Annotated in this window: 23 protein-coding genes; 17 read left to right on the forward strand and 6 right to left on the reverse strand. The window is 40.6% G+C overall.

The annotated features are described in order from the left end of the window. Position 1: 1 nt before the first annotated feature. The 7 genes from nqrE to AAC000_RS01250 all read left to right on the forward strand — a co-directional run bounded on the left by nqrE (position 2) and on the right by AAC000_RS01250 (position 5,898). Entirely contained in the window at positions 2–610 is a 609-nt protein-coding gene (gene nqrE / locus AAC000_RS01220; RefSeq protein WP_339719366.1) for an NADH:ubiquinone reductase (Na(+)-transporting) subunit E, read from the forward strand. Positions 611–631: 21 nt separating this feature from the next. Beyond that, the gene (nqrF, locus tag AAC000_RS01225; protein WP_339719368.1) at positions 632–1,864 is read left to right on the forward strand and encodes an NADH:ubiquinone reductase (Na(+)-transporting) subunit F; all 1,233 of its coding nucleotides are present in this window, start codon (positions 632–634) and stop codon (positions 1,862–1,864) included. A gap of 76 nt (positions 1,865–1,940) precedes the next feature. Continuing rightward, positions 1,941–2,954 carry an FAD:protein FMN transferase gene (locus tag AAC000_RS01230; protein WP_339719370.1) on the forward strand — a complete coding sequence of 338 codons (1,014 nt, stop codon included), beginning with the start codon at positions 1,941–1,943 and terminating at the stop codon, positions 2,952–2,954. Between the two features lie 39 nt (positions 2,955–2,993). Then, positions 2,994–3,227: a (Na+)-NQR maturation NqrM gene (gene nqrM / locus AAC000_RS01235; protein WP_339719372.1), complete on the forward strand. Its 234-nt coding sequence runs from the start codon at positions 2,994–2,996 to the stop codon at positions 3,225–3,227. 122 nt (positions 3,228–3,349) lie between these two features. After that, positions 3,350–4,411, forward strand: a complete 1,062-nt coding sequence (dinB, locus tag AAC000_RS01240) for a DNA polymerase IV (protein WP_339719374.1) — start codon at positions 3,350–3,352, stop codon at positions 4,409–4,411. A 75-nt stretch (positions 4,412–4,486) separates the two neighbouring features. Then, positions 4,487–5,677 (forward strand): MFS transporter, encoded by a 1,191-nt coding sequence (locus AAC000_RS01245; protein ID WP_339719376.1) that lies wholly within the window; start codon positions 4,487–4,489, stop codon positions 5,675–5,677. An 11-nt stretch (positions 5,678–5,688) separates the two neighbouring features. Beyond that, positions 5,689–5,898, forward strand: coding sequence for a DUF1653 domain-containing protein (locus tag AAC000_RS01250; protein ID WP_339719378.1), 210 nt, complete (start codon positions 5,689–5,691; stop codon positions 5,896–5,898). A 354-nt stretch (positions 5,899–6,252) separates the two neighbouring features. Here AAC000_RS01250 and AAC000_RS01255 read toward each other — a convergent pair whose 3' ends face one another. Further along, positions 6,253–7,980 carry a Na+/H+ antiporter NhaC family protein gene (locus AAC000_RS01255; RefSeq protein ID WP_339719380.1) on the reverse strand — a complete coding sequence of 576 codons (1,728 nt, stop codon included), beginning with the start codon at positions 7,978–7,980 and terminating at the stop codon, positions 6,253–6,255. Positions 7,981–8,077: 97 nt separating this feature from the next. Between AAC000_RS01255 and AAC000_RS01260 the strand changes: the two genes are divergently transcribed. The 3 genes from AAC000_RS01260 (at position 8,078) to AAC000_RS01270 (ending at position 10,112) form a co-directional block, all read left to right on the forward strand. Beyond that, entirely contained in the window at positions 8,078–8,938 is an 861-nt protein-coding gene (locus tag AAC000_RS01260) for an MBL fold metallo-hydrolase (protein WP_339719382.1), read from the forward strand. Positions 8,939–8,955: 17 nt separating this feature from the next. After that, positions 8,956–9,432, forward strand: a complete 477-nt coding sequence (locus AAC000_RS01265) for a GNAT family N-acetyltransferase (protein WP_339719384.1) — start codon at positions 8,956–8,958, stop codon at positions 9,430–9,432. A gap of 227 nt (positions 9,433–9,659) precedes the next feature. After that, entirely contained in the window at positions 9,660–10,112 is a 453-nt protein-coding gene (locus AAC000_RS01270; protein WP_339719386.1) for a hypothetical protein, read from the forward strand. A 222-nt stretch (positions 10,113–10,334) separates the two neighbouring features. On the opposite strand, the gene AAC000_RS01275 is transcribed toward AAC000_RS01270, so the two are convergent. The 4 genes from AAC000_RS01275 to AAC000_RS01290 form a co-directional block, all read right to left on the reverse strand. Further along, positions 10,335–11,984, reverse strand: a complete 1,650-nt coding sequence (locus AAC000_RS01275) for an amidohydrolase (RefSeq protein WP_339719388.1) — start codon at positions 11,982–11,984, stop codon at positions 10,335–10,337. Positions 11,985–12,299: 315 nt separating this feature from the next. Continuing rightward, on the reverse strand, positions 12,300–13,679 hold the full coding sequence (locus AAC000_RS01280) for a YHYH protein (protein ID WP_339719390.1): 1,380 nt from the start codon (positions 13,677–13,679) through the stop codon (positions 12,300–12,302). Between the two features lie 135 nt (positions 13,680–13,814). Then, a complete protein-coding gene (locus tag AAC000_RS01285; protein ID WP_339719392.1) occupies positions 13,815–14,198 on the reverse strand; it encodes a hypothetical protein in 384 nt (127 codons plus the stop codon). 74 nt (positions 14,199–14,272) lie between these two features. Beyond that, positions 14,273–15,268: a serine/threonine dehydratase gene (locus AAC000_RS01290; protein ID WP_339719394.1), complete on the reverse strand. Its 996-nt coding sequence runs from the start codon at positions 15,266–15,268 to the stop codon at positions 14,273–14,275. A 110-nt stretch (positions 15,269–15,378) separates the two neighbouring features. Here AAC000_RS01290 and AAC000_RS01295 point away from each other — a divergent pair, with 110 nt between their 5' ends. From AAC000_RS01295 to AAC000_RS01315, 5 genes are all read left to right on the forward strand, one after another. Continuing rightward, positions 15,379–15,753: a PH domain-containing protein gene (locus tag AAC000_RS01295; protein WP_339719395.1), complete on the forward strand. Its 375-nt coding sequence runs from the start codon at positions 15,379–15,381 to the stop codon at positions 15,751–15,753. 329 nt (positions 15,754–16,082) lie between these two features. Next, positions 16,083–17,243, forward strand: a complete 1,161-nt coding sequence (locus tag AAC000_RS01300; RefSeq protein ID WP_339719396.1) for a serine hydrolase domain-containing protein — start codon at positions 16,083–16,085, stop codon at positions 17,241–17,243. A 366-nt stretch (positions 17,244–17,609) separates the two neighbouring features. Beyond that, positions 17,610–18,233: an NAD(P)H-binding protein gene (locus AAC000_RS01305; protein WP_339719398.1), complete on the forward strand. Its 624-nt coding sequence runs from the start codon at positions 17,610–17,612 to the stop codon at positions 18,231–18,233. A gap of 2 nt (positions 18,234–18,235) precedes the next feature. Further along, positions 18,236–18,949, forward strand: a complete 714-nt coding sequence (locus AAC000_RS01310; RefSeq protein WP_339719399.1) for a methyltransferase — start codon at positions 18,236–18,238, stop codon at positions 18,947–18,949. 72 nt (positions 18,950–19,021) lie between these two features. Next, the gene (locus AAC000_RS01315; protein WP_339719401.1) at positions 19,022–19,399 is read left to right on the forward strand and encodes a hypothetical protein; all 378 of its coding nucleotides are present in this window, start codon (positions 19,022–19,024) and stop codon (positions 19,397–19,399) included. A gap of 72 nt (positions 19,400–19,471) precedes the next feature. Here AAC000_RS01315 and queG read toward each other — a convergent pair whose 3' ends face one another. After that, the gene (gene queG, locus AAC000_RS01320) at positions 19,472–20,617 is read right to left on the reverse strand and encodes a tRNA epoxyqueuosine(34) reductase QueG (protein WP_339719403.1); all 1,146 of its coding nucleotides are present in this window, start codon (positions 20,615–20,617) and stop codon (positions 19,472–19,474) included. Here queG and AAC000_RS01325 point away from each other — a divergent pair. Together AAC000_RS01325 and tsaE are read left to right on the forward strand one after the other, a co-directional pair. Continuing rightward, on the forward strand, positions 20,611–22,164 hold the full coding sequence (locus AAC000_RS01325; protein WP_339719404.1) for an NAD(P)H-hydrate dehydratase: 1,554 nt from the start codon (positions 20,611–20,613) through the stop codon (positions 22,162–22,164). The two genes, queG and AAC000_RS01325, sit on opposite strands and share 7 nt — an antisense overlap. Next, positions 22,161–22,652: a tRNA (adenosine(37)-N6)-threonylcarbamoyltransferase complex ATPase subunit type 1 TsaE gene (gene tsaE, locus AAC000_RS01330; RefSeq protein WP_339719405.1), complete on the forward strand. Its 492-nt coding sequence runs from the start codon at positions 22,161–22,163 to the stop codon at positions 22,650–22,652. The genes AAC000_RS01325 and tsaE overlap by 4 nt, the downstream gene beginning before the upstream one ends. Positions 22,653–22,659: the final 7 nt, after the last annotated feature.

Consider the following 22,659-nt stretch of genomic DNA (forward strand, 5'->3'; position numbering starts at 1 on the left):
CATGGAACATTACATCAGTATTTTTGTTAAATCTGTTTTCATCGAAAACATGGCTTTGTCTTTATTCCTAGGTATGTGTACTTTTTTAGCGGTATCCAAAAAAGTAAAAACTGCTATGGGTCTAGGTGTTGCGGTTATTGTGGTTTTAGGGATCTCGGTACCTGTTAACCAAGTGATTTATGTGAATATTTTGGCACCAGGTGCGTTAGGCTGGGCTGGTTTCCCAGAAGCCGATCTAAGCTTTCTGAGCTTTTTGACCTTTATCGGTGTTATTGCTGCCTTGGTACAAATATTAGAAATGAGTCTGGATAAGTTTTTCCCAGCGTTATACAACGCACTAGGGATTTTCTTGCCACTTATCACAGTAAACTGTGCCATTTTTGGTGGTGTAGCCTTTGCAGTACAACGTGAATATAACTTCAGTGAAAGTATTGTTTATGGTGTAGGCAGTGGTTTAGGTTGGGCGATTGCGATCACTCTACTTGCCGCTGTAAGGGAAAAACTAAAATACGCAGATATGCCAGAAGGTATACGAGGCTTAGGTTCAGTATTTATGATCGCTGGACTGATGGCACTTGGTTTCCAATCATTTACTGGCGTTTCGCTTTAAGCGATCTTCTGAGGAATATATATGAATTTTAATGAAGTTTATCTTGGTGTAGGCATGTTTATCGTTATTGTTTTAGCGTTAGTGTTTATCATCATGTTTGCAAAATCTAAGCTAGTACCAGAAGGCGAAGTCACTATTACCATCAACGGTGGTAAAGAAGAGTCAATTACTGCACAACCAGGGGACAAGTTATTAGGCGCCTTAGCTAACGCTGGAATTTTTGTCTCTTCAGCTTGTGGCGGTGGCGGCTCATGTGGTCAATGTCGTGTTGATATTAAAGCCGGTGGCGGTGAAATATTACCCACTGAACTAGACCATATCAGCAAAAAAGAAGCCAAACATGGCTGTCGTTTATCTTGTCAGGTGTCGATTAAACAAGACATGGACATTGAGCTAGAAGAAGAAATTTTTGGTATTAAAAAGTGGGATTGTGAAGTTATTTCTAACGATAACAAAGCCACTTTCATCAAAGAGCTTGTGCTGAAAATTCCAAACGGCGAAAGTGTCCCTTTCCGTGCCGGTGGTTATATTCAAATTGAAGCGCCACCTCACCATGTTAAATACAAAGACTTCGATGTACCTGAAGAATATCGTGGTGATTGGGAGCGTTTTGGTTTCTTTAATATCGAATCCAAAGTAGATGAAGAAACAATTCGTGCTTATTCAATGGCCAATTATCCAGAAGAAGAAGGCATAATTATGTTGAACGTGCGTGTTGCTTCGCCGCCACCTAATAACTTGTCTTTACCTGCAGGAAAAATGTCATCTTATATTTGGAGTTTGAAAAAAGGCGACAAAGCCACTATTTCAGGTCCATTTGGTGAGTTCTTCGCTAAAGATACTGATGCAGAAATGGTCTTTGTTGGCGGTGGTGCCGGTATGGCCCCTATGCGTTCACACATATTTGATCAACTTCGTCGATTAAAGTCCAAGCGTAAAATGACCTTTTGGTATGGCGCGCGTTCTTTACGTGAAATGTTCTATGTTGAAGATTTCGATATGCTACAAAAAGAAAATGATAACTTTAAATGGCATGTTGCTTTGTCCGATCCACAACCTGAAGATAACTGGGAAGGTGACACAGGATTTATCCACAACGTATTGTTGGAAAATTATCTGAAAGATCACCCAGCACCTGAAGATTGTGAGTTCTACATGTGTGGTCCGCCTATGATGAACGCAGCCGTGATCAATATGCTTAAAGAGTTAGGTGTAGAAGACGAAAATATTATGTTGGATGACTTCGGCGGTTAATGACCTCTAAGTGTTAATCTAATAACGAATTTTTAAGGGGCTTTATGCCCCTTTTCTTATAGGCTGCAAATATACTATGCAACAATTTTTTAAAGTCAGCTTGGTGATTCTTGCCTTAGTATTGACAAGCTGCTCCCCAGCCATGGTGCAAGAAACCCATCTCACTGGTCCAACAATGGGCACCACTTACAATGTTAAGTTTGTGCCAAACAAAGAATTAGACGAAAAACAATTAAAACAACAGATTGATGAACTCTTGGTTAATATAAACCAGTTAATGTCGACCTACATAGATGACTCAGAATTAAGTCAATTTAACCAATGGAACAGTCTTGAACCTTTTCCGATGTCAAAACAAACAATAGAAGTACTAAGGGAGGCCAAACGTTTAGGTAAGATGAGTTCAGGCTTGTTAGACGTGACCGTTGGCCCACTGGTCAATCTCTGGGGATTTGGTCCTCAAAGTCGACCAGAAAAAATCCCATCAGATGCACTTATTCGGGCAACCCAAAAGAAAATTGGTTTGGATAAACTCACTATTGGTCCTACTTGGGCCAGCAAAGCGATTCCAAATTTATACCTAGACTTGTCAACCATTGCAAAAGGTTATGCCGTAGACCAAGTTGCAGAACTTTTGATAACTCATAATATCCAGAATTTCCTAGTGGAAATTGGTGGCGAAATGCGAGTTTCAGGTGTAAAGGCCTCTGGCATTGCTTGGAGAATTGCCATAGAAAAACCCGAAGCTGAACAGCGCGCCATTCAAGAAATTATAAGCATTGGCGATAATGCCGTGGCGACTTCTGGAGACTATCGTATTTATTACGAACAGGACGGCGTGCGGTATTCACACCTCATTAACCCTATAACTGGCTATCCCATTTCCCATAATATGGTCTCTGTGACAGTCATCCACCCTTCTTCCATGACAGCCGATGGCTTAGCCACTGCCCTTATTGTCATGGGAAAGGAAAAAGCCTTAGCACTGGCCGAAAAATACGATATTGCTGTCTTAATGATAACTAAGGAAAAAGACCGCTATTCAGAGTATACTAGTGCCAAATTTGAACAGCTTATAACAGTTCATTAGCCAGTTTTAGTCACATAATCAGTTTTTTGGAGTCAAGTTTTGAGTACATTCCTTCTCGCATTTGTATTTTTTTTGGTGGTGGTAGTAGCGATGTCAGTTGGCTACATATTTCAACAGAAGTCTATTGCCGGTAGCTGCGGAGGACTAGGTGCACTAGGCATTGCCAAAGCCTGCGATTGCCCTGAGCCTTGCGACCGTAAAAAAATGCGCTTGGAAAAAGATCAAGCGAGGCAAGCTAAATTAAATGAATGGAAAAAGGACCAAATCCTTTAATTAATTTCAAAACCTTACGTCTTTAAAAAACGCCAGCTAGTCTGGCGTTTTTTATGTGGTAATTGCCAATATATTGCTGCAAAATACTGATTTTATATACAGTTATATTTGTTAGGTCAAATTTGCGTAAGATCATTCACATTGATATGGACTGTTATTATGCAGCTGTTGAGATGCGCGATAATCCAGAATATCGAAATGTACCTTTAGCAATAGGTGGCAGTTCCGATAGACGTGGCGTAATTTCTACTTGTAACTACCAAGCGCGAGCTTTTGGTGTACGTTCTGCCATGGCCACCGCCCACGCCTTAAAACTCTGTCCTAACTTAGTATTGGCCCCGGGTAGAATGGCCTTATATAGTGAAATATCTCAACAAATACGTGACATATTCAGCCGTTATACTCACAAAATTGAACCACTGTCGTTAGACGAAGCTTATCTTGATGTATCTGATTGTAAATTGTTCTCTGGCAGCGCCACGTTAATCGCAGAAGATATCCGAAAATCAATTTTTGAAGAAACTCAACTCACCGCATCTGCTGGCGTAGCGCCCTGTAAGTTTGTTGCCAAAATTGCCAGCGACGAAAATAAACCCAATGGGATCTGTGTTATTACCCCAGATAAATTAGACCAATTTGTGATTGGATTACCACTAGGTAAAATACCCGGTGTTGGCAAAGTGACTTTATCTAAATTAAATAACATCGGCCTATATACCTGCGCTGACGTACGCCAATTCCCTTTCGAAGATTTAATCAAAAGATTTGGTAAGTTTGGGGCAATTATATGGGATCGTAGCCATGGTTTAGACGACCGTAACTTAAGTCTTTCACGGCAACGGAAATCGGTAGGGGTCGAGCGAACCTTAGCGGAAGACATCCATACTGAGGCTGATTGCATCAAAATGCTCAACAACCTTTTTCCTCTTTTAGAAAAGCGTCTTAACAAAACTAAGACACCTATTCAAAGTCAGGGCATTAAGTTAAAGTTTAGTGATTTTCAACAAACTACTGTTGAACATAAATGCCAACAGCTCAACCAAGACTACTTTTTGGAGTTATTAACAGAGGGACTTTCTCGACAAGCTAATAGAGGAATTCGCTTAGTGGGACTACATGTGGGTTTGGCGGATTCAAATGAGAGTCAACAATTAGTTTTTTCATTTCCCTCTACTGAAGACTAACAATCAGCAAATCGTTACACTATGTCTGTTAAATCCGCCAACAACATACATTAAGGAATGATTGAAGTGCCCAAAATGCCTGCTAATGTTTGGCTATTAACTTTGATCCAAGCCCTCGCCATGAGCACTGGTACTATGCTGGTATTGGCGGGTGGTGTATTAGGGGCGCAGCTTACTCCAGATCCCTCATTGTCGACTTTACCTTTAGCAATGACTATTGTCGGCACCGCTTGTGGGGTATTTCCTATTACCAGATTGATGCAACACTTCGGTCGAAAACCTATTTTTATTGCCGCTACTTTTTTCGGGGCCCTAGTAACACTTCTAGCAGCAGCGAGCATCGCCAATCACAGTTTTGTGGGATTAACATTGGCAGCATTTTTATTAGGGCTAATGGCCTCTGCTATCCAACAAATTAGATTTGCAGCTATGGAATCCGTGAGTACTGAAATGATGCCCAAAGCCGCATCCACAGTGTTGTTGGGTGGCTTAGTAGCCGCCATACTCGGCCCTGAGCTCATTACTTTTGGTGACTTATTTTCAGAACATGCCTTTGTTGGTGGTTTTTATTTAATGACCGCCATACTGGCGTTATCTAGTGTGCTATTTACCCGTATTGAGAATACTCATGTTGCCGCCACGGCACATGAAAATAGCGGACGAGATTTACGTGTCATTGCGCGACAACCGGTTTTTATTTTAGCGGTATCAGCCGCAGTGGTAGGTTATGCACTCATGAGCTTTATTATGACAGCCACGCCCGTGCATATGCACGTTCATCAAGCGTACTCTCTACAGGAAACAAAGTGGGTGATCCAAAGCCATATATTCGCGATGTTTTTCCCTTCTTTATTTAGTGGTTGGTTAATCAGTAAATTAGGTACCTTAAAAATCATATATTTAGGTTTATTCGCTTATGTTGCCACCATACTTATCGCCTTAAATGGCAATGCATGGGTGAGTTATTGGGGTGCCTTAGTGCTATTAGGCATTGGCTGGAACTTTCTGTTTGTAGGCGGTACGGTTTTACTGGCACAAAGTTATCAACCTAGTGAGAGGTTTAAAGTTCAAGGGTTAAACGAGTTTTTAGTGTTTGGCTGTCAAGCATCTGCAGCCTTAAGTGCAGGTATATTTCTAAATTTAATTGAATGGCAAGGGTTACTTCTAGCAAGCTTTGTCATTATTCTCATTCAACTGTTGGTGATAGTTTGGCAGCAATATAGAAGTTCGAAAATAAAAGCCACTGCACCACTCAAGCAAATATAGGGAGCGCAATTATGTCATTAACAACAGGCCGTTATCGCCATTATAAAGGAAACGAATACGAGGTAATTGGTGTGGCTAAACACTCTGAAGATGAATCAGAGTTGGTAGTTTACCGCCCCCTTTATGGTGAAAGGGGTTTATGGGTAAGGCCATTAGACATGTTTATTGAAAAAGTAAAATTAGGAGAAAAATATGTACCCAGATTTGAGTTTATTGACTAATTTGGGGTTTTTATTGGGCTTTATATGCCACTTTTAGACTTATAACAGTATGTTGAGAGAATCATAATTTAGGTTTCGTGCAAAGGGGCATCATTTATTAAAGCCAATAATGGCGCATCAGCATTACAGTTAGCACATCAATATGGTCGCAAAATAGTCATGTAAGAAATCGAAATGCCAATTATTAATGGTATAGAAGTAGCTAAATAAGTGCCTGATGACGTAAGTACTATTTATATCACTGCTTTTAGTCATTTTCAGAAACAGATGAAAACGGACAAGTGTGCAAGGTATCTTTTAAACCCTTTAACTTTTGCACCCTAGCCGCCTATTAATAACAACCTAAACTTGCATCTAAACAAAAAACCACACTGTGGCAGTCCACAATACAGCCGCTAACATCGCAGCATAAGTAGCAGGCACAATTTGTGATTTCACATGATCCATCAAATCGCAGCCCGTGGTCATTGAACTCAAAATAGTGGTGTCCGAAATAGGTGAACATTGATCACCATAGACACTACCGTTCAAAATAGTAGCAAAACACACCATCATAAACAGTTCAGGGCTATGTAAACCTTGGGTTTGAGCAATAGTCCAAGCCAAAGGCAAGCCTAAGGGGAAAGCAATGGCATAGGTTCCCCAACTGGTACCTGTTGAAAAAGCGATAACCATGGTCATTAGTTGCAAAATTATTGGTAAACACCAAAAAGGGATATGTTCGCCTAAAGATTCAACTAAATAGATCCCCCCTCCTAATTGTTTACTAAGCACACCTATGGTTAATGCAAACATCAAAATAACCGAGGCTACCACCACACCTTTCAAACCATTTCCAAATCCTTCTAAAACCTGTTTGAGTGCCATACCTTTAGCTAATGCGACAAAAATCGACAGAAACAATGCCCCTGAAAATGCCCAATGAATTTGTGGTGTACCCGTCGCAAAGAAGGAACCAATAGCGATGATGATTAAGCTGACTAAGGGTAAAATAAATTCCAACCTATGGGCGGTATACCCCTCTGGAACTTGGCTTTGATGTAACTCTTTGGCACTAATAGGAGAGGCGTTAGGTGAGTCTAATTGACCTGTTTCAGTAACACGTTTGATTGCTTTCTTGAGGGGTGAGCCACTAAATGTGGTAATATTCAGACTCAATAATAAGGTTCCTATAACCGCAAAAATGGCGTAAAAACTAAAAGGAATACTGGAAAAAAAGAACGCTATCCTGTCATTCTCCGTAGCTAAAAATGCTACACCAGGTATAAACAAAAAGGCTTGTATATAGGCAGGCCAAGCATTAAAAGCAATGATCGAAGCTATAGGAGAGGCGGTAGAATCTACCACATAGCTGAGCTCTTCGTGGCTCACTCCAGCCTTGTCGGCAATGGGCTTAACTGTTGTCCCCACCAATACTGTGCTCATAGTGCCACCTTGAAAGAACACTAAGCCTAAAAACCAAGTCACAAGCTTGGCTGAACGAGGCCCTTTTACATAGTGTTGACTCATATGGTTGGCGAATGCCTTAGCTGCCCCCGTTTTCGCCCACATCCCCATCAGCCCACCAAGTAACCATAGGTATAAAATTAAAATGGACGCCGCACTCGATGTTGCCATGTTTGGAATAAATACTTCATGAGTGATATCAAATCGCCCTAACATCACAGCGCCAATCACTATGCCACCAAACAGCGCAACTAGAGGCTCACGGGTCATTAAGCACAATACAACGGCAACAAAAGCAGGTAATAATGACCAAAAACTAAAATGAAAATCTGCTTTGATTAGCATTAAGTTATCCGTACTATTTTTATATACCCACTGCTCACCTATAGGAGGGCGGGATTTTTGGGTATCTAATGCTGATTGTCTAAGGGGAGACTCTCCATAAGGCACTGGGTTATTAATCAATACCTCTTGACCGCTAGCACGATAAGCTAGTTGTCCTACCCCATTAGTATAGGTTTGGTATTGCAGCTGAGTTTCAACCCAAGTTGGGCTGACTTTAAAATTGATATAAAAGGCAGTGACTAAACTGATAACGAAGAATATAAAGCTAATACGTTTTGTAAATTGAAACATGCAGGGTATCTTTAAGGTCTTGTATTTACTGAGTCTATATTCTGACAATATACTAAAGATTCAGGCTTTACTAATTATTAAATAAAGGGTCAAGAATATGCGTTTAAAAATGTTATTTGTCGTGGTAACAAGCGGTTTATTAGCTACCTCAACCTTTGCTCAAGGGGCGATGGACGATGTGAAAATCACCAGCCAACCAGTAAGTGGGTCTGTACATATGTTAATGGGAGCCGGTGGCAACATAGGTGTGTCTGCTGGTGCCGAGGGGATCTTAATTATTGACGACCAATTTGCGCCACTTGCCGAAAAAATAGCCACCGCAATTGGTGAAATTGCAAAAACACCTATGAAGTACGTTGTAAACACCCACTACCATGGTGATCACACTGGTTCTAATGCCTACTTCAAAGAAATTAAGGGCAGCACTATCTTTGCCCATGACAACGTACGCAAACGATTAGCCAGTAAAGAAGACCATACCCATGGCGAGTTACCTGTAGTCACTTATCAACAAGGTGTGACCTTCCATTTTAACGGCGACACCATCAAAGTAATGCATATGCCAGCTGGACATACCGACAGCGATAGCGTTATTTGGTTTGAAGAAGCCAATGTTTTACACCCCGGAGACCTGTTCTTTGAAGGTCGTTTTCCGTATATCGACTTGGACGGGGGTGGCACAGTGGCCGGCTATATTAACAACGCCAGCAAACTTATCGGTATGCTTAAAGAAGATACAAAAATTATCCCTGGACACGGTAACTTGGCTACAAAAGTCGATTATCAAAAAGCCTTAGATATGATAGTAAACACTGCCGCCATGGTAAAAAGTATGAAAGCCAAAGGGCTAAATGTTGAAGCAGCAGTAAAACAAGGTTTAGGTGAGAAATACCAGGCCTGGGCATGGAACTTTATTACTGAAGAGAAGTGGATCACTACTTTGTATAATGGGCAGTAATCCCAAAGGCTAGACCAATGACATTAACTGCCCCTACAGAGCAACATTATTTACAGCTAAAAAATTGGTTTAGCAATCATCAAGCAATCTACACTTGGGGTGGGCCAAACATGGCCTATCCCATGTCTGACGACAACTTTCTTAAATGTTTGACCGCTGAGCATTTCAATTCGTTTTGTTTGCTAAACGATGAACAGCAGCTTGTTGCATTTGGGCAATATTACAGACGATTAGAGCATCATCATCTTGGAAGGCTCGCGGTCAATCCTAAATACCGCGGTCAAGGATTGGCGAAAACTTTAATTAAACTCTTACTTGAGCAAGCCTATTTAACACAAACAGCCAAAGGTGCTTCATTATTTGTTTTCAAAGACAATATTGTGGCATATCAGTGTTATCAATCACTGGGTTTTATTGAAACAGACTATCCAGAACAACCTTTCCCCGGCAATATGCAAAATTGTGCCTATATGGTTTTGCCTACGAAAAACTAATATTAAAACCAGCCAAGTCAATACTGGCCATACAGTCTTAACTCTAATTATCTGGGCAAACGGCACGCGTAATAGTAATAAAGTCACTTATCACTTTGGACTAACTCTATTTAAGTTAGACGTTAATATATAAAAAATCTTTTGACTGACACAGAAATTTCTTCAAATTTAGTCAGTTTAAACTTTCAAACACCCTAATATTCACCCTAGTAAAGAGAGCGTTGATTATGTTTTTACTTGGAATGATTGTATTTGTTTTTACAACAGCTATGGCCATGATGATGAGTGGCGAAATAATGATGTTTGTAAATGTGCCTTCACTCATAATTGTATTTCCCCCTGCATTATTTCTCACTTTTGCGAGTACTTCAAAACAATCTCGTAGCCATGCTTTGGCACTATTGTTCTCTAAAGGTTTAGGTTTAAACTATGGTGAGTTAAGCGCAGCCAAACTAGTATTCAAGAACTTTGGAAACTTGAATTTATTAATGGGATGGATTGGTGTTGTAATTGGAGCAATTGCAATGGCCGCAAACATCGAACTAGAGACATTTAGTCAAGGTTTTGGCCCTGCTTTTGCGGTGTGTATGTTAACGCTTTTCTACGCTCTATTGATGAAGGTTATCTGTTATGCAGCGGAGGCCAAAATTCAATTTAAAATGTTAAATCTGACCGCTTAGTTTATATCCAATCATCTTAATTTTTCCCCTCTGTGTAGCACAGCGCCCAGTGTTCTTTGTGGTCAAAATCTTTTAAGCTGAAAAGCCAAAGAAAATATAGTGCAACACAAAGGTTGCACAGAGCAAAGCAAAACCTAGTGATTATCTAAATCTTGTTCTAAGAATATTGACTTAGGACGCAATTGATAACACTTTAAAATGGGAAAGTATTACTGATTCGAATTAGGGTGCTTTAGTAAAACGTTTTTCACCAGCAATCCAAGTTTCCAGCACTTGGGTTTTCCATATATCTTGCGGTGAAATGGCGAAAATATCTTGATCTATCAAAATAAAATCTGCCCACTTGCCTGCAGTTAATCCACCCAATATTTTCTCTTGATGAGCTGCGTAGGCGGCATCCAAAGTAAAACCGCGAAAAGCTTGTTTCACTGTGACTGCTTCGCTAGGTATCCAACCTTTGTCAGGTGAGTTGTTACGATCTTGCCTGGTAACAGCAGCGTGCAAACCAAAAAATGGGTTAGACAACTCGACCGGAAAGTCAGAACCAAAAGCCACAGGCGAGCCTTGTTTTAAAAACGTTTGCCAAGCATAGGCCCCTTTTAACCTATCTGCACCTACCCTATCTTCAGCCATATTCATATCACTAGTAGCATGAGTTGGCTGCATGGCGGGAATGATGTTCAACGTTTTGAAGCGCGGAATATCGTCAACATTGATGACTTGTGCATGTTCAACACGATTGCGCAGTGACATCCCCCCCACTTGCTTAAAACTTTCAGAAAATTGGTCTAATGCCAAGCGGTTCGCTCTGTCACCTATAGCGTGAAAGTTTAATTGGAATCCTTGGCCTAAAACCAAGTCGAATAGTGGTTTTAAGTCATTTTCTCGTGTCACCAACAAACCACTGTTATCTGGGGCGTCAGAGTAGGGTTTTAATAACGCCGCACCGCGGCTGCCCAAAGCCCCATCTCCGTAGGCTTTAACACTTCTGATGGATAACCAATCGTATTGGTCTTGCACATGGCCAGTTTCAAGCAATTGCCTCAAGACAGGTGAGGTTGCAGCAATCATAGGGTAAATGCGCACCGGCATTGAGTGCTGTGCTACGCGTTTTTTATAATAGTCATATACCAATTTACCGATACCAGCATCATGGACACTGGTTATGCCTTCAGATAACAGTTGCTCGCCAGCAGCATTTAACTGTGCAGTTAAGGTCGCATCAGAGGTTTTAGGCAAATGCTTATATAAAAGACTTTCGGCGTTATCAATCAGGATACCAGTAGGGTTACCTTGTTTGTCACGCACAATTTTTCCACCTGGGGGATCAAGTGTGTCTTTGGTTATACCCGCTATTTCAAGGGCTTTAGTGTTAACCCAACTTGCATGGCCATCCACTCGTGACAACATCACGGGTTTGTTTTTAACATATTCATCTAACAAATTAGCAGTGGGAAACGCTTTACCCGGCCAAAGTACCTGATTCCAACCCCGGCCAGTTATCCAAGGTAAATCTTGTTGGTTTTTGGCATAGGTCTGCACCATTTTTGCAGCATCTAGCGCCGATTTGCTTTCTCGTAAATCTACTTGTAATAAACCTTCACCAAGTCCCATAACATGACCGTGTGCGTCGATGAGACCGGGTAACATCACTTTGTTTTGACCATCAATTTGAGTTGCGCTGGCAAAGCGTTGACTGAGTTCTTCGCCGCCTATAGCAAGTACTTTTCCGCCATCAAACACTATATTTGAGAAACGAATGAGTTCGCCTGAATTATCCAGTGTATAACCTTTGACGTTACTGATATGGCTTGGAGCAGCCAAAATAAAGGCACTGAAAAAAAGTAGTGCAAAAGCTAATAAATGTTGCATGAGCAGATCCTTATGTTATTTAATTTAACTTGCCTTAGATTTTCCATTGATGCAACAAAAGCTTGGTTAACCTAATTAATACCAGTCACAAGAAATTAATAGATTGGCAATAAAAATATACAATAAGAAAATTTTATGGACCGGAGGAAATTCAGTTTAAACAGCATTACTGGGTGAGGACATGGTGAAAGAGCATACTTGTCATCAATAAATATTGGATAAACTTAACCGAGAGTTGATGTTTGGAGTATTAAGCTTCTTATCAAATAAACCTCCGACTGTGCCGGAGGTTGTTAAACTTTTTGAACCGTATTTTTAATGTGAATGCACTAAATCTCCATGACCGTGCATACGATTCTTTAATGCAGCACCCGTTTTAGTGAAGGAATCATTCACTTGACCTTTATAACAAGCCAATATCCAAGGGTAACTATCTGTAACGTAATAACCATATTGTCCATTTACTGTCATACCGTTACATTCATCTAAATCTCCACTGCCCGCAACATATTCAAAATCACCGATAAATTGACCATCATAATTGTTACTGGCAACTACGCCTTGCCCTGCTACTGGTGTTGTGTAACCACTAACGTCTACTCGCACTCCACCATTGTTTCGCAACACAAAACTTGACTCGGCTTTTTTTACAGAGTTAGAAATAGGATCGGTGAAACAACTGCCATATATAGGAAAACCGTCTGCCGCAAAACCAATCACAGGTGAAGCGGCTGCTTGAAGATCACAATCTTGCTCAAACATTGCAAGCGGGTTACCGTGATAATGATAGGTGCCATCAGGTTGCGCATGGGCATTGTGGCTATCGGTTCCAAAAGTATTAAGTGAAGACATAGGATCATAACGCCAAGGATTATCGATTTGATCTTGGCCACAGCCTATTTTTTCGTTGCCAAGTGCTTCATTACCCACGTCATAACAGGCGGCAGCAAGCAAATCGACTGTTGCACCATTTAGAAATACAGCGTTGGCTAGATTTAAACTAATAGGGGTAACTTGCGCTTCAACCTGTGGCGATGAAGCAATGATATAAGTATTGTTCTGTTCACTCACATCATTGGCAAAGGACGTGCCCTGGTCGTTAAAATCGTGATTAGGTATGTCATTTGATGAAATCACACAAGTTCCCCCAGACTGGCTGATTTCAACATCCCCTTTAAAATCCACATTGCGCAGTACATCTGTAACATTAGAGGAATAGCTGCCTGTATATTCTGTGCATGAGGCTTGTAAGCTAGAAAAATAAACGTTAGTAATATCGATACTATTATTACTTGCAACAATTGTTACTTGGTCAGCTGCACTGGTGATAGTCCCATCATTGACAGTAAGGGATAGAGTGTAATTGCCAGCAAGATCGGCGGTAAAACTTGGTTCTACGTCTGTTTGATTTTGCAGGCTCGCATTGCTGTCGGTTGGCAAGTCGGTCAACACCCATGTAAAAGTTAAAGTGTCGCCATCGGCATCAGTACTTGATGAGCCATCAAGCGTAACTGTGGTATTCACAGTTACATTCTGATCTATACCTGCATTTGCGACAGGAGTCGTATTTGTTGGTGTAATCTCTGTTGGTGTATTAACTGAATCTGTATCACCACATGCAGATAGTGTAAGTGCAAGTGGGATAAGCAAATAGCTGAGGTTAAGTGCACCTAAACGCTGGTATTTTGATAACATTGTGAATTCTATTAGGTTTTAAATTTGAGTACCGCAAGTAAAACATTTAAACCTAAAAACGTCTAAACGAGCAGTGTAAATTGTTCGTAAATGGACTAACCATTCCATTGAGTTATCAGTCAATTTTTATAATGTCTAAGGGCAATCAAGCATGGCATTGACTAAAGTGACAGAGCCAGTAAAACGACTAATTAGCTTACCATTTTTGTTTAAAACTATGGCTTGGTTTATGTTACTAGGGAGATCATATTGCTGGCGTAATTGATTGCGAAGCCGACCACTTAGATCTAAATGAGGCGGGGTTTTGCCCCAGTTATTTAGATCAATAAAGTGGATGTTTTGTTTTTCTATTTGTCCTTTAAGCTGGCTAATTTCATCATTTAAATACTCATTGGCTGAACGCTGTAAAGAATAAACAATGGTACAAGAAGCCTGAGTTAAGAGCTTTTTTTGAGCAAAACTGGAGTGCGCTTGCATCGCCAAAACGCTCAAAATGATACATGCTGAAAAAATCCGCAATGAATAGGTTCCTTTTAAAACACGTTGCCAAATACATATTATCCCTACGCTCACACTAAATCAGGTTTTGAGCGTTAAATCAACAAACTAGGTATTTGCTGCAAATGGTCATCTTGCCATATTTTAAGCATTTTTTGTTGGTCGATATTGCCACCAGACAAAATTACTAGCACTTTCTGTTCACTGTTCTGCAACTTAAGCCACTCGACTACTGCTGCCATGGTCATAGCACAAGTTGGTTCAACATGGATCTTTAGTAAATGTTGTAACCACTGAGTCCAGTAAGCAATTTTTGTTTCAGCTACTTCATAAAAACCATCTAAAACTTGTAAATGCGCAAAAGTTTCCTCGCCCACTTGTAAAGTTGCAGCGCCATCAGCCAAAGTATTAGGTTGTGTTGTCAAAGACTGGATCACACCGCTACGTATCGATTCTGCAGCATCATTTGCAACTAGCGGTTCAACTCCTATTACACTTGCCTTGGGATACATATATCTCGTGCTAATCAATGAGCCTGAGATCAACCCGCCCCCACCTACAGGAGCAAAGACACCATTCACCTCCCCCGTTTTCTCAAGGGCTTCCAGAGCAGCAGTGCCTTGTCCGGCAATGATATCTCTGTGGTTAAATGGTGGCATCCATAACACACCAACCTTTTTCGCCGCCTCAGCGACCTTTTCGTCCGCTTCCTTTCGAGTTGCACTTAAATCTAACGTCGCACCGTAATATTGTGTGGCGGCGGCTTTTACTTTAGAAATATTTTGGCCACTATAAATTGTTGCTTTGACACCCAAAATGTTTGCTGCGTAGGCCACCGCCTGGGCGTGATTACCCGAACTACTAGCAACCACTTGATTACCAAGTCGCCCTTCTTCTTTTGCCTTTAACATCATGTTTAAGGCACCACGAAGTTTAAACGCGCCTGTTGTTTGAAAACACTCCGCTTTGAACATTATCTTATGACCTAGCCAACGATTTAATAACTGAGATTCAAGCACTGGCGTGTTGTTGATAAAGGGTCTGATACGTTTTTTGGCGGCTTGCACATCGGAAAAGATCACATTAGACATAAATTAATAATCATTACTGCTTAATATAGATGCCAGATGGTAGCTTGTAGTTGCTATTTTCGCATCAACAATTATGCTGACTGCTGATTAAATAGTAAAAGGAAGTAAAAATGGGATTACTTGATGCATTACTCGGCAACGCGTCTGAAATTGATATTAACGAAGTCGCAGAGGAATTAGCACCAATAATTGGTGATACCGAAAGTATTCAGCAGGTTTTTAAGGTTGTTAGAGATATGTATGTATTCACTAACAAACGCCTTATTTTAATTGATAAACAAGGTTTAACCGGTCGTAAAGTCGATTATCATTCAATTCCTTACCGCGCCATTACGCAATTTAAAATTGAAACGGCTGGGCACTTTGATTTAGACGCAGAACTCAAAATCTGGATCTCTGGGCAAGATAACCCAATCGAAAAAGAGCTCAAAAAAGACACGGTTGTAGGCATTCAAAAAACCTTAGCGACACACATGTTTGCTTAATAGCAGTAATTAGATGGGAGTGAATAGTGGCTAGCAAAAGCTACATACCCAAAAGAATCTTAATCACAGAGTGAAAAATTAGTTTTAGTAGCTTTGTTGATTTGAAAAGACTGTTTAGAGCCAATTGCAGATATTCAATTGTTATTTGCTGAATTAATTCAAACCTGTAAGTAGGGGCATTCAATTCAATGCCCCTACTTAACTCTATTCACATTCCATCAAATTTGAACCCTCCACTTTGATTTTAAGCGGTTTACACTGGATATATAGACTTGCAAATTATAAATGTAGAATTTATCTTCAGCGAAAAACTAAGGAAAACCACTCCCATGAAAAATTTCATTCGATTAGTTTTTGTTCTACCTCTTTTAATACAACACATGAATGTCTTTGCTGATTCACCTAAAATTATTACCTTAGACAGTAAACTTAAGTCACTAATACCGGCTAATGAACCGGGTTGTTCGGTTGGTGTTTTTGAAAATGGAAATACTTTGATCAAAAAAGGTTACGGATTGGCGAACGCTGAATTAAATATCGCTATGTCTAATAATAATGTGCATCGAATGGCATCTGTTTCTAAACAATTTGTTGCAATGGCAGTTCGTCTATTGGCTGATCAGGGTAAGATAGACCTAAAAAAAGACATCTCAACCTACGTTGCTAATTTACCTGATTATGGCGTTAAGGTCTCGATAAATAGCATTATTGGGCATACAGCTGGCATGGGGGATTACGATTTGATCTCGACATACGGATACCCCGAAGATTTTCAAGCAGAAGCAGGCGCACTTAATTTAAAAGCGGTTTCAGGTCATCCATTTCGAGTCGGCAATGAAGATTATTTAAGCGTATCAGAATTTCATGAGGTCGTTAAAAAGCTACCATTAGTAATAAAACCTGACACTGAATGGCGTTACAGCAATATGGGCTATGTAATGTTAGCCATTCTAGTGGAAGAAGTGAGCGGATTAACACTTCGAGAATATACCGATAAATATATATTTAAACCACTTGATATGAATAACACTTTTTTTGCAGATAATGCTGTAGAGCTAGTTAAAAATAGAGCTTACGGGTATGTAAAGGATGAAGACGGTAATTATATAAATGATATGACAAATTTGTTCGTTGTGGGAGATGGAGGATTACACACCAACATTAAGGATATGCAAAAGTGGGATGCACAGTTTTATTCACCAAAATTAGGTGAAAATCCAACAGCATTTATACAAGAGTTTATGCAAGCAAACAGTTCTCTTCCGGTTAACCCTGAAAGTGAGGCTGATACCTTTTACGCAAATGGACAGTTTATTTCCAAGAATGAAAATGGACCATTGGTATCTCACTCTGGAGGTTGGTTAGGGGCGCGAATCATGTATCGTCGCTACCCAAAGAGTCAATTTATGAACTTAGTTATGTGTAGTAATACATCTATTGATACTAAGAATATTGCCGATGAAATAGACAAGTGGTACTTCAGCGAATAGATACCTAAAAATGGCATTAGCCTTTAATTGACACCTAGAATTTTTAAATGGCCGTTCGACATTCTTGTCTTCAACCACTGTAAATGCCACTGAGAGAACAATCAGCTTTAATTACATACTAAATCTGACTCAGACAACAATGACAGCAATCAAGTTAGATGCACTCAATAAAACACTCTGTGAGCTCGGTGCGCGGCACCCGGTGTCCTCTGTGGTTCAACTTGTTTTCATTTGTTACTTGTAACTATTTAATATCTTTACTCTCATCATTAATAATTAGGATATGATGCATTATTTTTTTAAGGGTAAGTCCATTTAGCCGAATTGTACGGGTTTCTTACCAACAGATATAATTGCAGGTATTTGATGTTAAAAACGGCTTTGGTCCTAGGTGCTACTGGGTTAGTGGGCAAAACATTGGTGGAGCAACTTTGCCTAGATCCTCGTTACCAAACAATCACCTGTTTGCTGCGTAAACCACTTTCAAAAGATTTTTTCACCGCAGAAGCAACTAAGGTACAGCCTATTGTGGTTGATTTTGAACACTTACAGGATTATCAAGGCTATTTTGGTTGCGATCATATTTTTGTGTGTTTAGGTACAACCATTAAAAAAGCGGGCAATAAAAGTGCATTTCGAAAAGTGGATTTTGAGTATGTGCATATTGCGGCTCAACTTTCGAGAGGGCAACGCGCTGGGAGTTTTGTATGGATCTCTTCAGTTGGGGCTAACGCTAAAAGTACTAATTTTTACTTGCGGGTAAAAGGAGAATTAGAGAACGCTATTTTGGGTATGTCAGGCTTAGATAACGCTGCTGCAGTTAGGCCGTCCTTGTTATTAGGTGAACGTGAAGAAATGAGACGCGCCGAAAAACTTGCCAGTATATTGTCTCCGCTTTTGGCTCCGCTGCTATTTGGTAACCTAAGAAAATACAAACCTGTTCACGCTATAGACGTAGCGGCACAGATGATCCGTTTGCAGGTTTTCTAAAAATGGGCTTTAAGTTTAAACAATTCTCTATCGAAGATGATGCTTGTGCAATGAAAGTGGGTACTGACAGCATTATGTTAGGCAGTTGGATTCAAAGCAAGCATGCCCAAAGTGTATTGGATATTGGAACAGGAAGCGGTTTATTAGCAATTATGCTAGCGCAAAAAACACTGCAGACTTGTTTAATTGCCGGTATAGATATAGATGCAGCGGCTATTTCACAAGCGAAAAACAATGCTAAAAATGCCCCCTGGGAGCAACGACTAGCCTTCCATAATATTGATTTACATAGTTTTTCTAGTACTATGGCTTATGACTTAATTATCAGTAACCCGCCATATTTTCCGATTAATATTAGCGCCAATAAAACTCTTTCGACTAGAAATCGAGTAAGTGCTCGACAAACCATTGAGTTAGATCACCCTACACTTTTGCGAGCAGTCAACACGCTTCTTACGACCGACGGCAAATTTTGTTGTGTGCTGCCGATGGAAATAGCGCAGCTATTTACAAACTATGCGGAGTCAGTTGGGTTGTTTTGTAACAGGGAACTTCAAGTACAACCTCAACCCTCCTCTGCTGTCACTCGACTCTTATTAGAATTTAGTCGAATCCAAACTAATAAAACCTCTGAAAAACTTATTATTTACAATGAATTAAGCCAGTATTCCAAAGAATATAGGGTACTTTGCAAGGATTACTATCTTAATTTTTAACGGTTTTTGTCGTTTTCTTCTATCTTTGTTTTATAGGCCTTAATCAGTAATTGCAGATCTCTGGGGGAAATGATGAAAACATTTGAATTACCCAAATCAATATCGTCACTGGCCGAGGAGCTGCAAATAGTTCAGATGGACTGGCAAGGTGTCACAGTGCAAATCCCCAAATTTGCAGTGTATTCGCTCATTGAAAATCCATTATTTGATCAGATTATATTTCGAAATGGTAGACAAATAGGTTTGTTACATTTTGGTCGATACAAAGTACCTGTTATTGATCCTTTCCGCGCAGACATTGATTTTCATCCAAACTTTGCTGTGATAATCAGCCATAGTCAAGGCAATCGCTTTGGTCTATATGGTTACCCCGCTGACCATATAGAGACAAATATAGGAATTGCTTGTTCACATGGTGATGTACGCAGAATTGTGCGAGATTATGTGTAATTAAGCCATGATAAACCTAAACTTTTCGAGCTAAGCACTCCTGACTACGCGTCCCGAACTACGAGTCCCGAACTACGCGTCCCGAACTAACCCCTTTTCGATACTGCGGACTAATCTTTGAGTTAAGCGACTAGGGTTGGTTGGTTTTTGAATGGTTTTGTTTTGATGCTGTTGTAATGCCCAGTGAATATGTTCTTTAACCAAGTCTGATGCCTCGGACAAGGCGGCCTGCAAAATATTGACAATGCTTTCTGAATACTCAGCGTTACCTAAACCCACGGCTAAATTGCGTTGCCAGCGTTCAAACCCAATACGCCTAATGGGTGAACCTTCAGTATTTTTCAGAAATGTTGCTTCATCCCAAGTGAATAACTCAATAAGTTCTTGGCTCATCAACTTTTGTCTAGGGTGAAAATCTGCCTCATCGGTAATATTAGCGTAGCGATTCCAAGGACAAATCAGTTGGCAATCATCACAGCCGTAAACCCTATTACCAATTAAAGCTCGGTATTGTTCTGGAATAGCGCCTTTTTGCTCTATGGTCAGGTAAGAAATACAACGTCTAGCGTCCACCACATAAGGTTCTACTATTGCTTGAGTAGGACAAATTGTCAGACAAGCCGTGCAACTACCACAATTTTCAGCCAAAGACTTATCTACAGGCAAAGGAATATCGACAAATAACTCACCTAAAAAGAACCAAGATCCCGCCTCTTTGTTAATTGTAAGTGAGTGCTTACCTGTCCATCCTATTCCGGCTTTTTCAGCAATAGCGTGCTCGAGCACTGGCGCTGAATCAACAAAAGGACGAAAATTTAGTTCGGCGCATTCTGTCTTTATTTTTTCGCCTAATTTTTTTAAACGAGCTCGCAACAACTTGTGATAATCGCGGCCAAGGGCATAACGACTAATATAGGCTTGCTGTTTGTTTTTTAAGGTCTCAGCAAATTTTGCATCAGGAGGCAGATAATCCATTCTGACACTGATAACCCGCATAGTTCCGGGCAATAGCTCTGCTGGCCTAGCTCTTTTCATACCGTGTTCCGACATGTAGTGCATTTCTCCCCCAAAGCCTTTTTCCAGCCATGATTGCAGGTGAGATTCATGTTGTTTTAAATCAACATCACAAATACCTACTTGCTGAAAACCTAGCGCTTTGCCCCAAGCCTTGATATTTTCAGCCAGAGACAATAATTCAGAAGTGTTAGGAGATGACATTGACAAACCTGTTAACCGAGCAAGCAGCTGCGATTCTAGCACATAAAATTGTGAGTTCAGAACAAGTCAAAGCGTTGGAACCTCGGGCTGCACAGATGGCTGGATGTAGTATGTTCGAATTAATGCAACGAGCAGGCGATGCCGCGTTTAAAAGGTTAACAAAGCAATGGCCTAAGGCACAGCGTATTTTAGTGGTTGCCGGTAATGGCAATAATGCAGGTGATGGTTACGTGTTAGCTAAATTGGCTTTAAAGGCGGACATGGGGGTTGTGGTTGTATGCCAAGATCCTAACCGAGTACTTCAGGGTGATGCCAAACAAGCGCAATCAGAATGGCAAAATATAGGGGGGCTAACACGAGAATTTTCTGAACAAAATTACACACAATTTGACGTGATTGTAGATGCATTATTGGGCACAGGTGTAAATGGCGAAGTTAACCCCATCTTTCAAGCTGTTATCAAAAAAATCAATCAAGCTTTGGTGCCTGTATTGAGCATAGATTTACCTTCTGGGATGCATGCTAATACAGGGCAAGCACTGCCTATATGTGTAAAAGCTGATGAGACTATTACTTTTGTTGCAATCAAACCTGGATTGGTTAGCGGTGTGGGTAAAGACTATTGTGGTTCCCTTAACTTTGCTGACCTGGCGGTTGCTACGGAGTTTTTTAGTATTGCCAATGTTAAAGCACAAATGGTCGACTGGCAGATGTTACAACCTTTAAAATCCAGATCAGTACATGCTAATAAAGGGTCTTTCGGAAAACTGTTATGTATTGGTGGTAACCAAGGAATGGCTGGTGCAATTCGCCTCAGTGCCGAATCAGCTCTGCGTTGTGGTGTAGGATTAGTCAAAGTTTTTTGCCATGAATCAAGCTGTTTAGCTATATCCTCTGACCGTCCTGAAATCATGATTGTAAACAAAGACCTAGAAGCAGCATTGAGTTGGTGTACTCATATTGTAATAGGGCCAGGGTTAGGACAAGATGATTGGGCGCATCAGCAATTTTCCCGATTAATGGCTCATCTTAAACGTCACCCCAAGCCAATGGTCTTTGATGCTGACGCTCTAAATTTGTTAGCAGTGATGTCGGATGATGCCGAACTCCTGGATACTTTGGCACAATTACCGGCCTTTGTACTCACACCACACCCGGGAGAGGCGAGTCGTTTATTGGCATGCAACATTGCTCAAATTGAAAATGATAGATATTCGGCGAGCAAACATCTCGCGCAAAAATATCAAGCAATTTGTGTTTTAAAAGGGGCTGGCTCTATCATTCAAACAGATGAAGCACAGCAACAGGCACAATGCTGGGTTTGTAAAGGGGGAAACCCAGGTATGGCAACGGCGGGGATGGGTGATTTATTAACCGGTGTAATTGGCGCATTTTTAGCCCAAGGATTAACCTCACAACAAGCTGCTGTTTATGGTGTATGCGCTCATGCAGAAGCCGGAGACAGAGTTGCCATACAATATGGTCAACGTGGTATGATTGCCTCAGATTTATTGCAACCTTTACGAGCCATTGTTAACGGATTATGAGTATTTCAATGATTTCTCCCCTTGCGGATTTACCTTCAACACATTTTGACTTAATGGATGAAGAAGCCACTGTTGCTTTAGCAGGAAAATTAGCAGAGCACTGTAATCAAGGTATGGTGATCTATCTTGAAGGTGATCTAGGTGCAGGTAAAACCACTTTTAGCCGAGGTTTTATTCAAGGTTTAGGACATAAAGGTAAGGTCAAGAGCCCTACTTATACATTAGTTGAACCCTATGAAATAGGCGACTGGCGGGTGTTTCACTTTGACTTATACCGTTTGTCTGATCCTGAAGAATTAGAATTTATGGGCATTCGAGATTATTTTGATTCAGACTGTATTTGTTTGATTGAATGGCCAGACAAAGGCGCTGGCCTCTTGGCATCTGCGGATTTACACATTAGTATTGAATACACGCAAACAGGACGCGCGTTATCGATGCAGGCCAAATCTGCAAAAGGCTCGGATTTGCTTAGACTATTAAACTAGAAAAATA

Origin of the sequence: uncultured Paraglaciecola sp. (assembly GCF_963977085.1) — a bacterium.
In the GTDB taxonomy this organism is placed as follows: Bacteria; Pseudomonadota; Gammaproteobacteria; order Enterobacterales; family Alteromonadaceae; genus Paraglaciecola.

Coding starts and splice junctions, on each gene's coding strand:
- nqrE (WP_339719366.1), top strand. CDS start 2: ATGGAACATTACATCAGTATTTTTGTTAAATCTGTTTTCATCGAAAAC.
- nqrF (WP_339719368.1), top strand. CDS start 632: ATGAATTTTAATGAAGTTTATCTTGGTGTAGGCATGTTTATCGTTATT.
- AAC000_RS01230 (WP_339719370.1), top strand. CDS start 1,941: ATGCAACAATTTTTTAAAGTCAGCTTGGTGATTCTTGCCTTAGTATTG.
- AAC000_RS01245 (WP_339719376.1), top strand. CDS start 4,487: ATGCCTGCTAATGTTTGGCTATTAACTTTGATCCAAGCCCTCGCCATG.
- AAC000_RS01250 (WP_339719378.1), top strand. CDS start 5,689: ATGTCATTAACAACAGGCCGTTATCGCCATTATAAAGGAAACGAATAC.
- AAC000_RS01255 (WP_339719380.1), bottom strand. CDS start 7,980: ATGTTTCAATTTACAAAACGTATTAGCTTTATATTCTTCGTTATCAGT.
- AAC000_RS01260 (WP_339719382.1), top strand. CDS start 8,078: ATGCGTTTAAAAATGTTATTTGTCGTGGTAACAAGCGGTTTATTAGCT.
- AAC000_RS01265 (WP_339719384.1), top strand. CDS start 8,956: ATGACATTAACTGCCCCTACAGAGCAACATTATTTACAGCTAAAAAAT.
- AAC000_RS01270 (WP_339719386.1), top strand. CDS start 9,660: ATGTTTTTACTTGGAATGATTGTATTTGTTTTTACAACAGCTATGGCC.
- AAC000_RS01275 (WP_339719388.1), bottom strand. CDS start 11,984: ATGCAACATTTATTAGCTTTTGCACTACTTTTTTTCAGTGCCTTTATT.
- AAC000_RS01280 (WP_339719390.1), bottom strand. CDS start 13,679: ATGTTATCAAAATACCAGCGTTTAGGTGCACTTAACCTCAGCTATTTG.
- AAC000_RS01290 (WP_339719394.1), bottom strand. CDS start 15,268: ATGTCTAATGTGATCTTTTCCGATGTGCAAGCCGCCAAAAAACGTATC.
- AAC000_RS01295 (WP_339719395.1), top strand. CDS start 15,379: ATGGGATTACTTGATGCATTACTCGGCAACGCGTCTGAAATTGATATT.
- AAC000_RS01300 (WP_339719396.1), top strand. CDS start 16,083: ATGAAAAATTTCATTCGATTAGTTTTTGTTCTACCTCTTTTAATACAA.
- AAC000_RS01305 (WP_339719398.1), top strand. CDS start 17,610: ATGTTAAAAACGGCTTTGGTCCTAGGTGCTACTGGGTTAGTGGGCAAA.
- AAC000_RS01310 (WP_339719399.1), top strand. CDS start 18,236: ATGGGCTTTAAGTTTAAACAATTCTCTATCGAAGATGATGCTTGTGCA.
- AAC000_RS01315 (WP_339719401.1), top strand. CDS start 19,022: ATGAAAACATTTGAATTACCCAAATCAATATCGTCACTGGCCGAGGAG.
- AAC000_RS01325 (WP_339719404.1), top strand. CDS start 20,611: ATGACATTGACAAACCTGTTAACCGAGCAAGCAGCTGCGATTCTAGCA.
- queG (WP_339719403.1), bottom strand. CDS start 20,617: ATGTCATCTCCTAACACTTCTGAATTATTGTCTCTGGCTGAAAATATC.
- tsaE (WP_339719405.1), top strand. CDS start 22,161: ATGAGTATTTCAATGATTTCTCCCCTTGCGGATTTACCTTCAACACAT.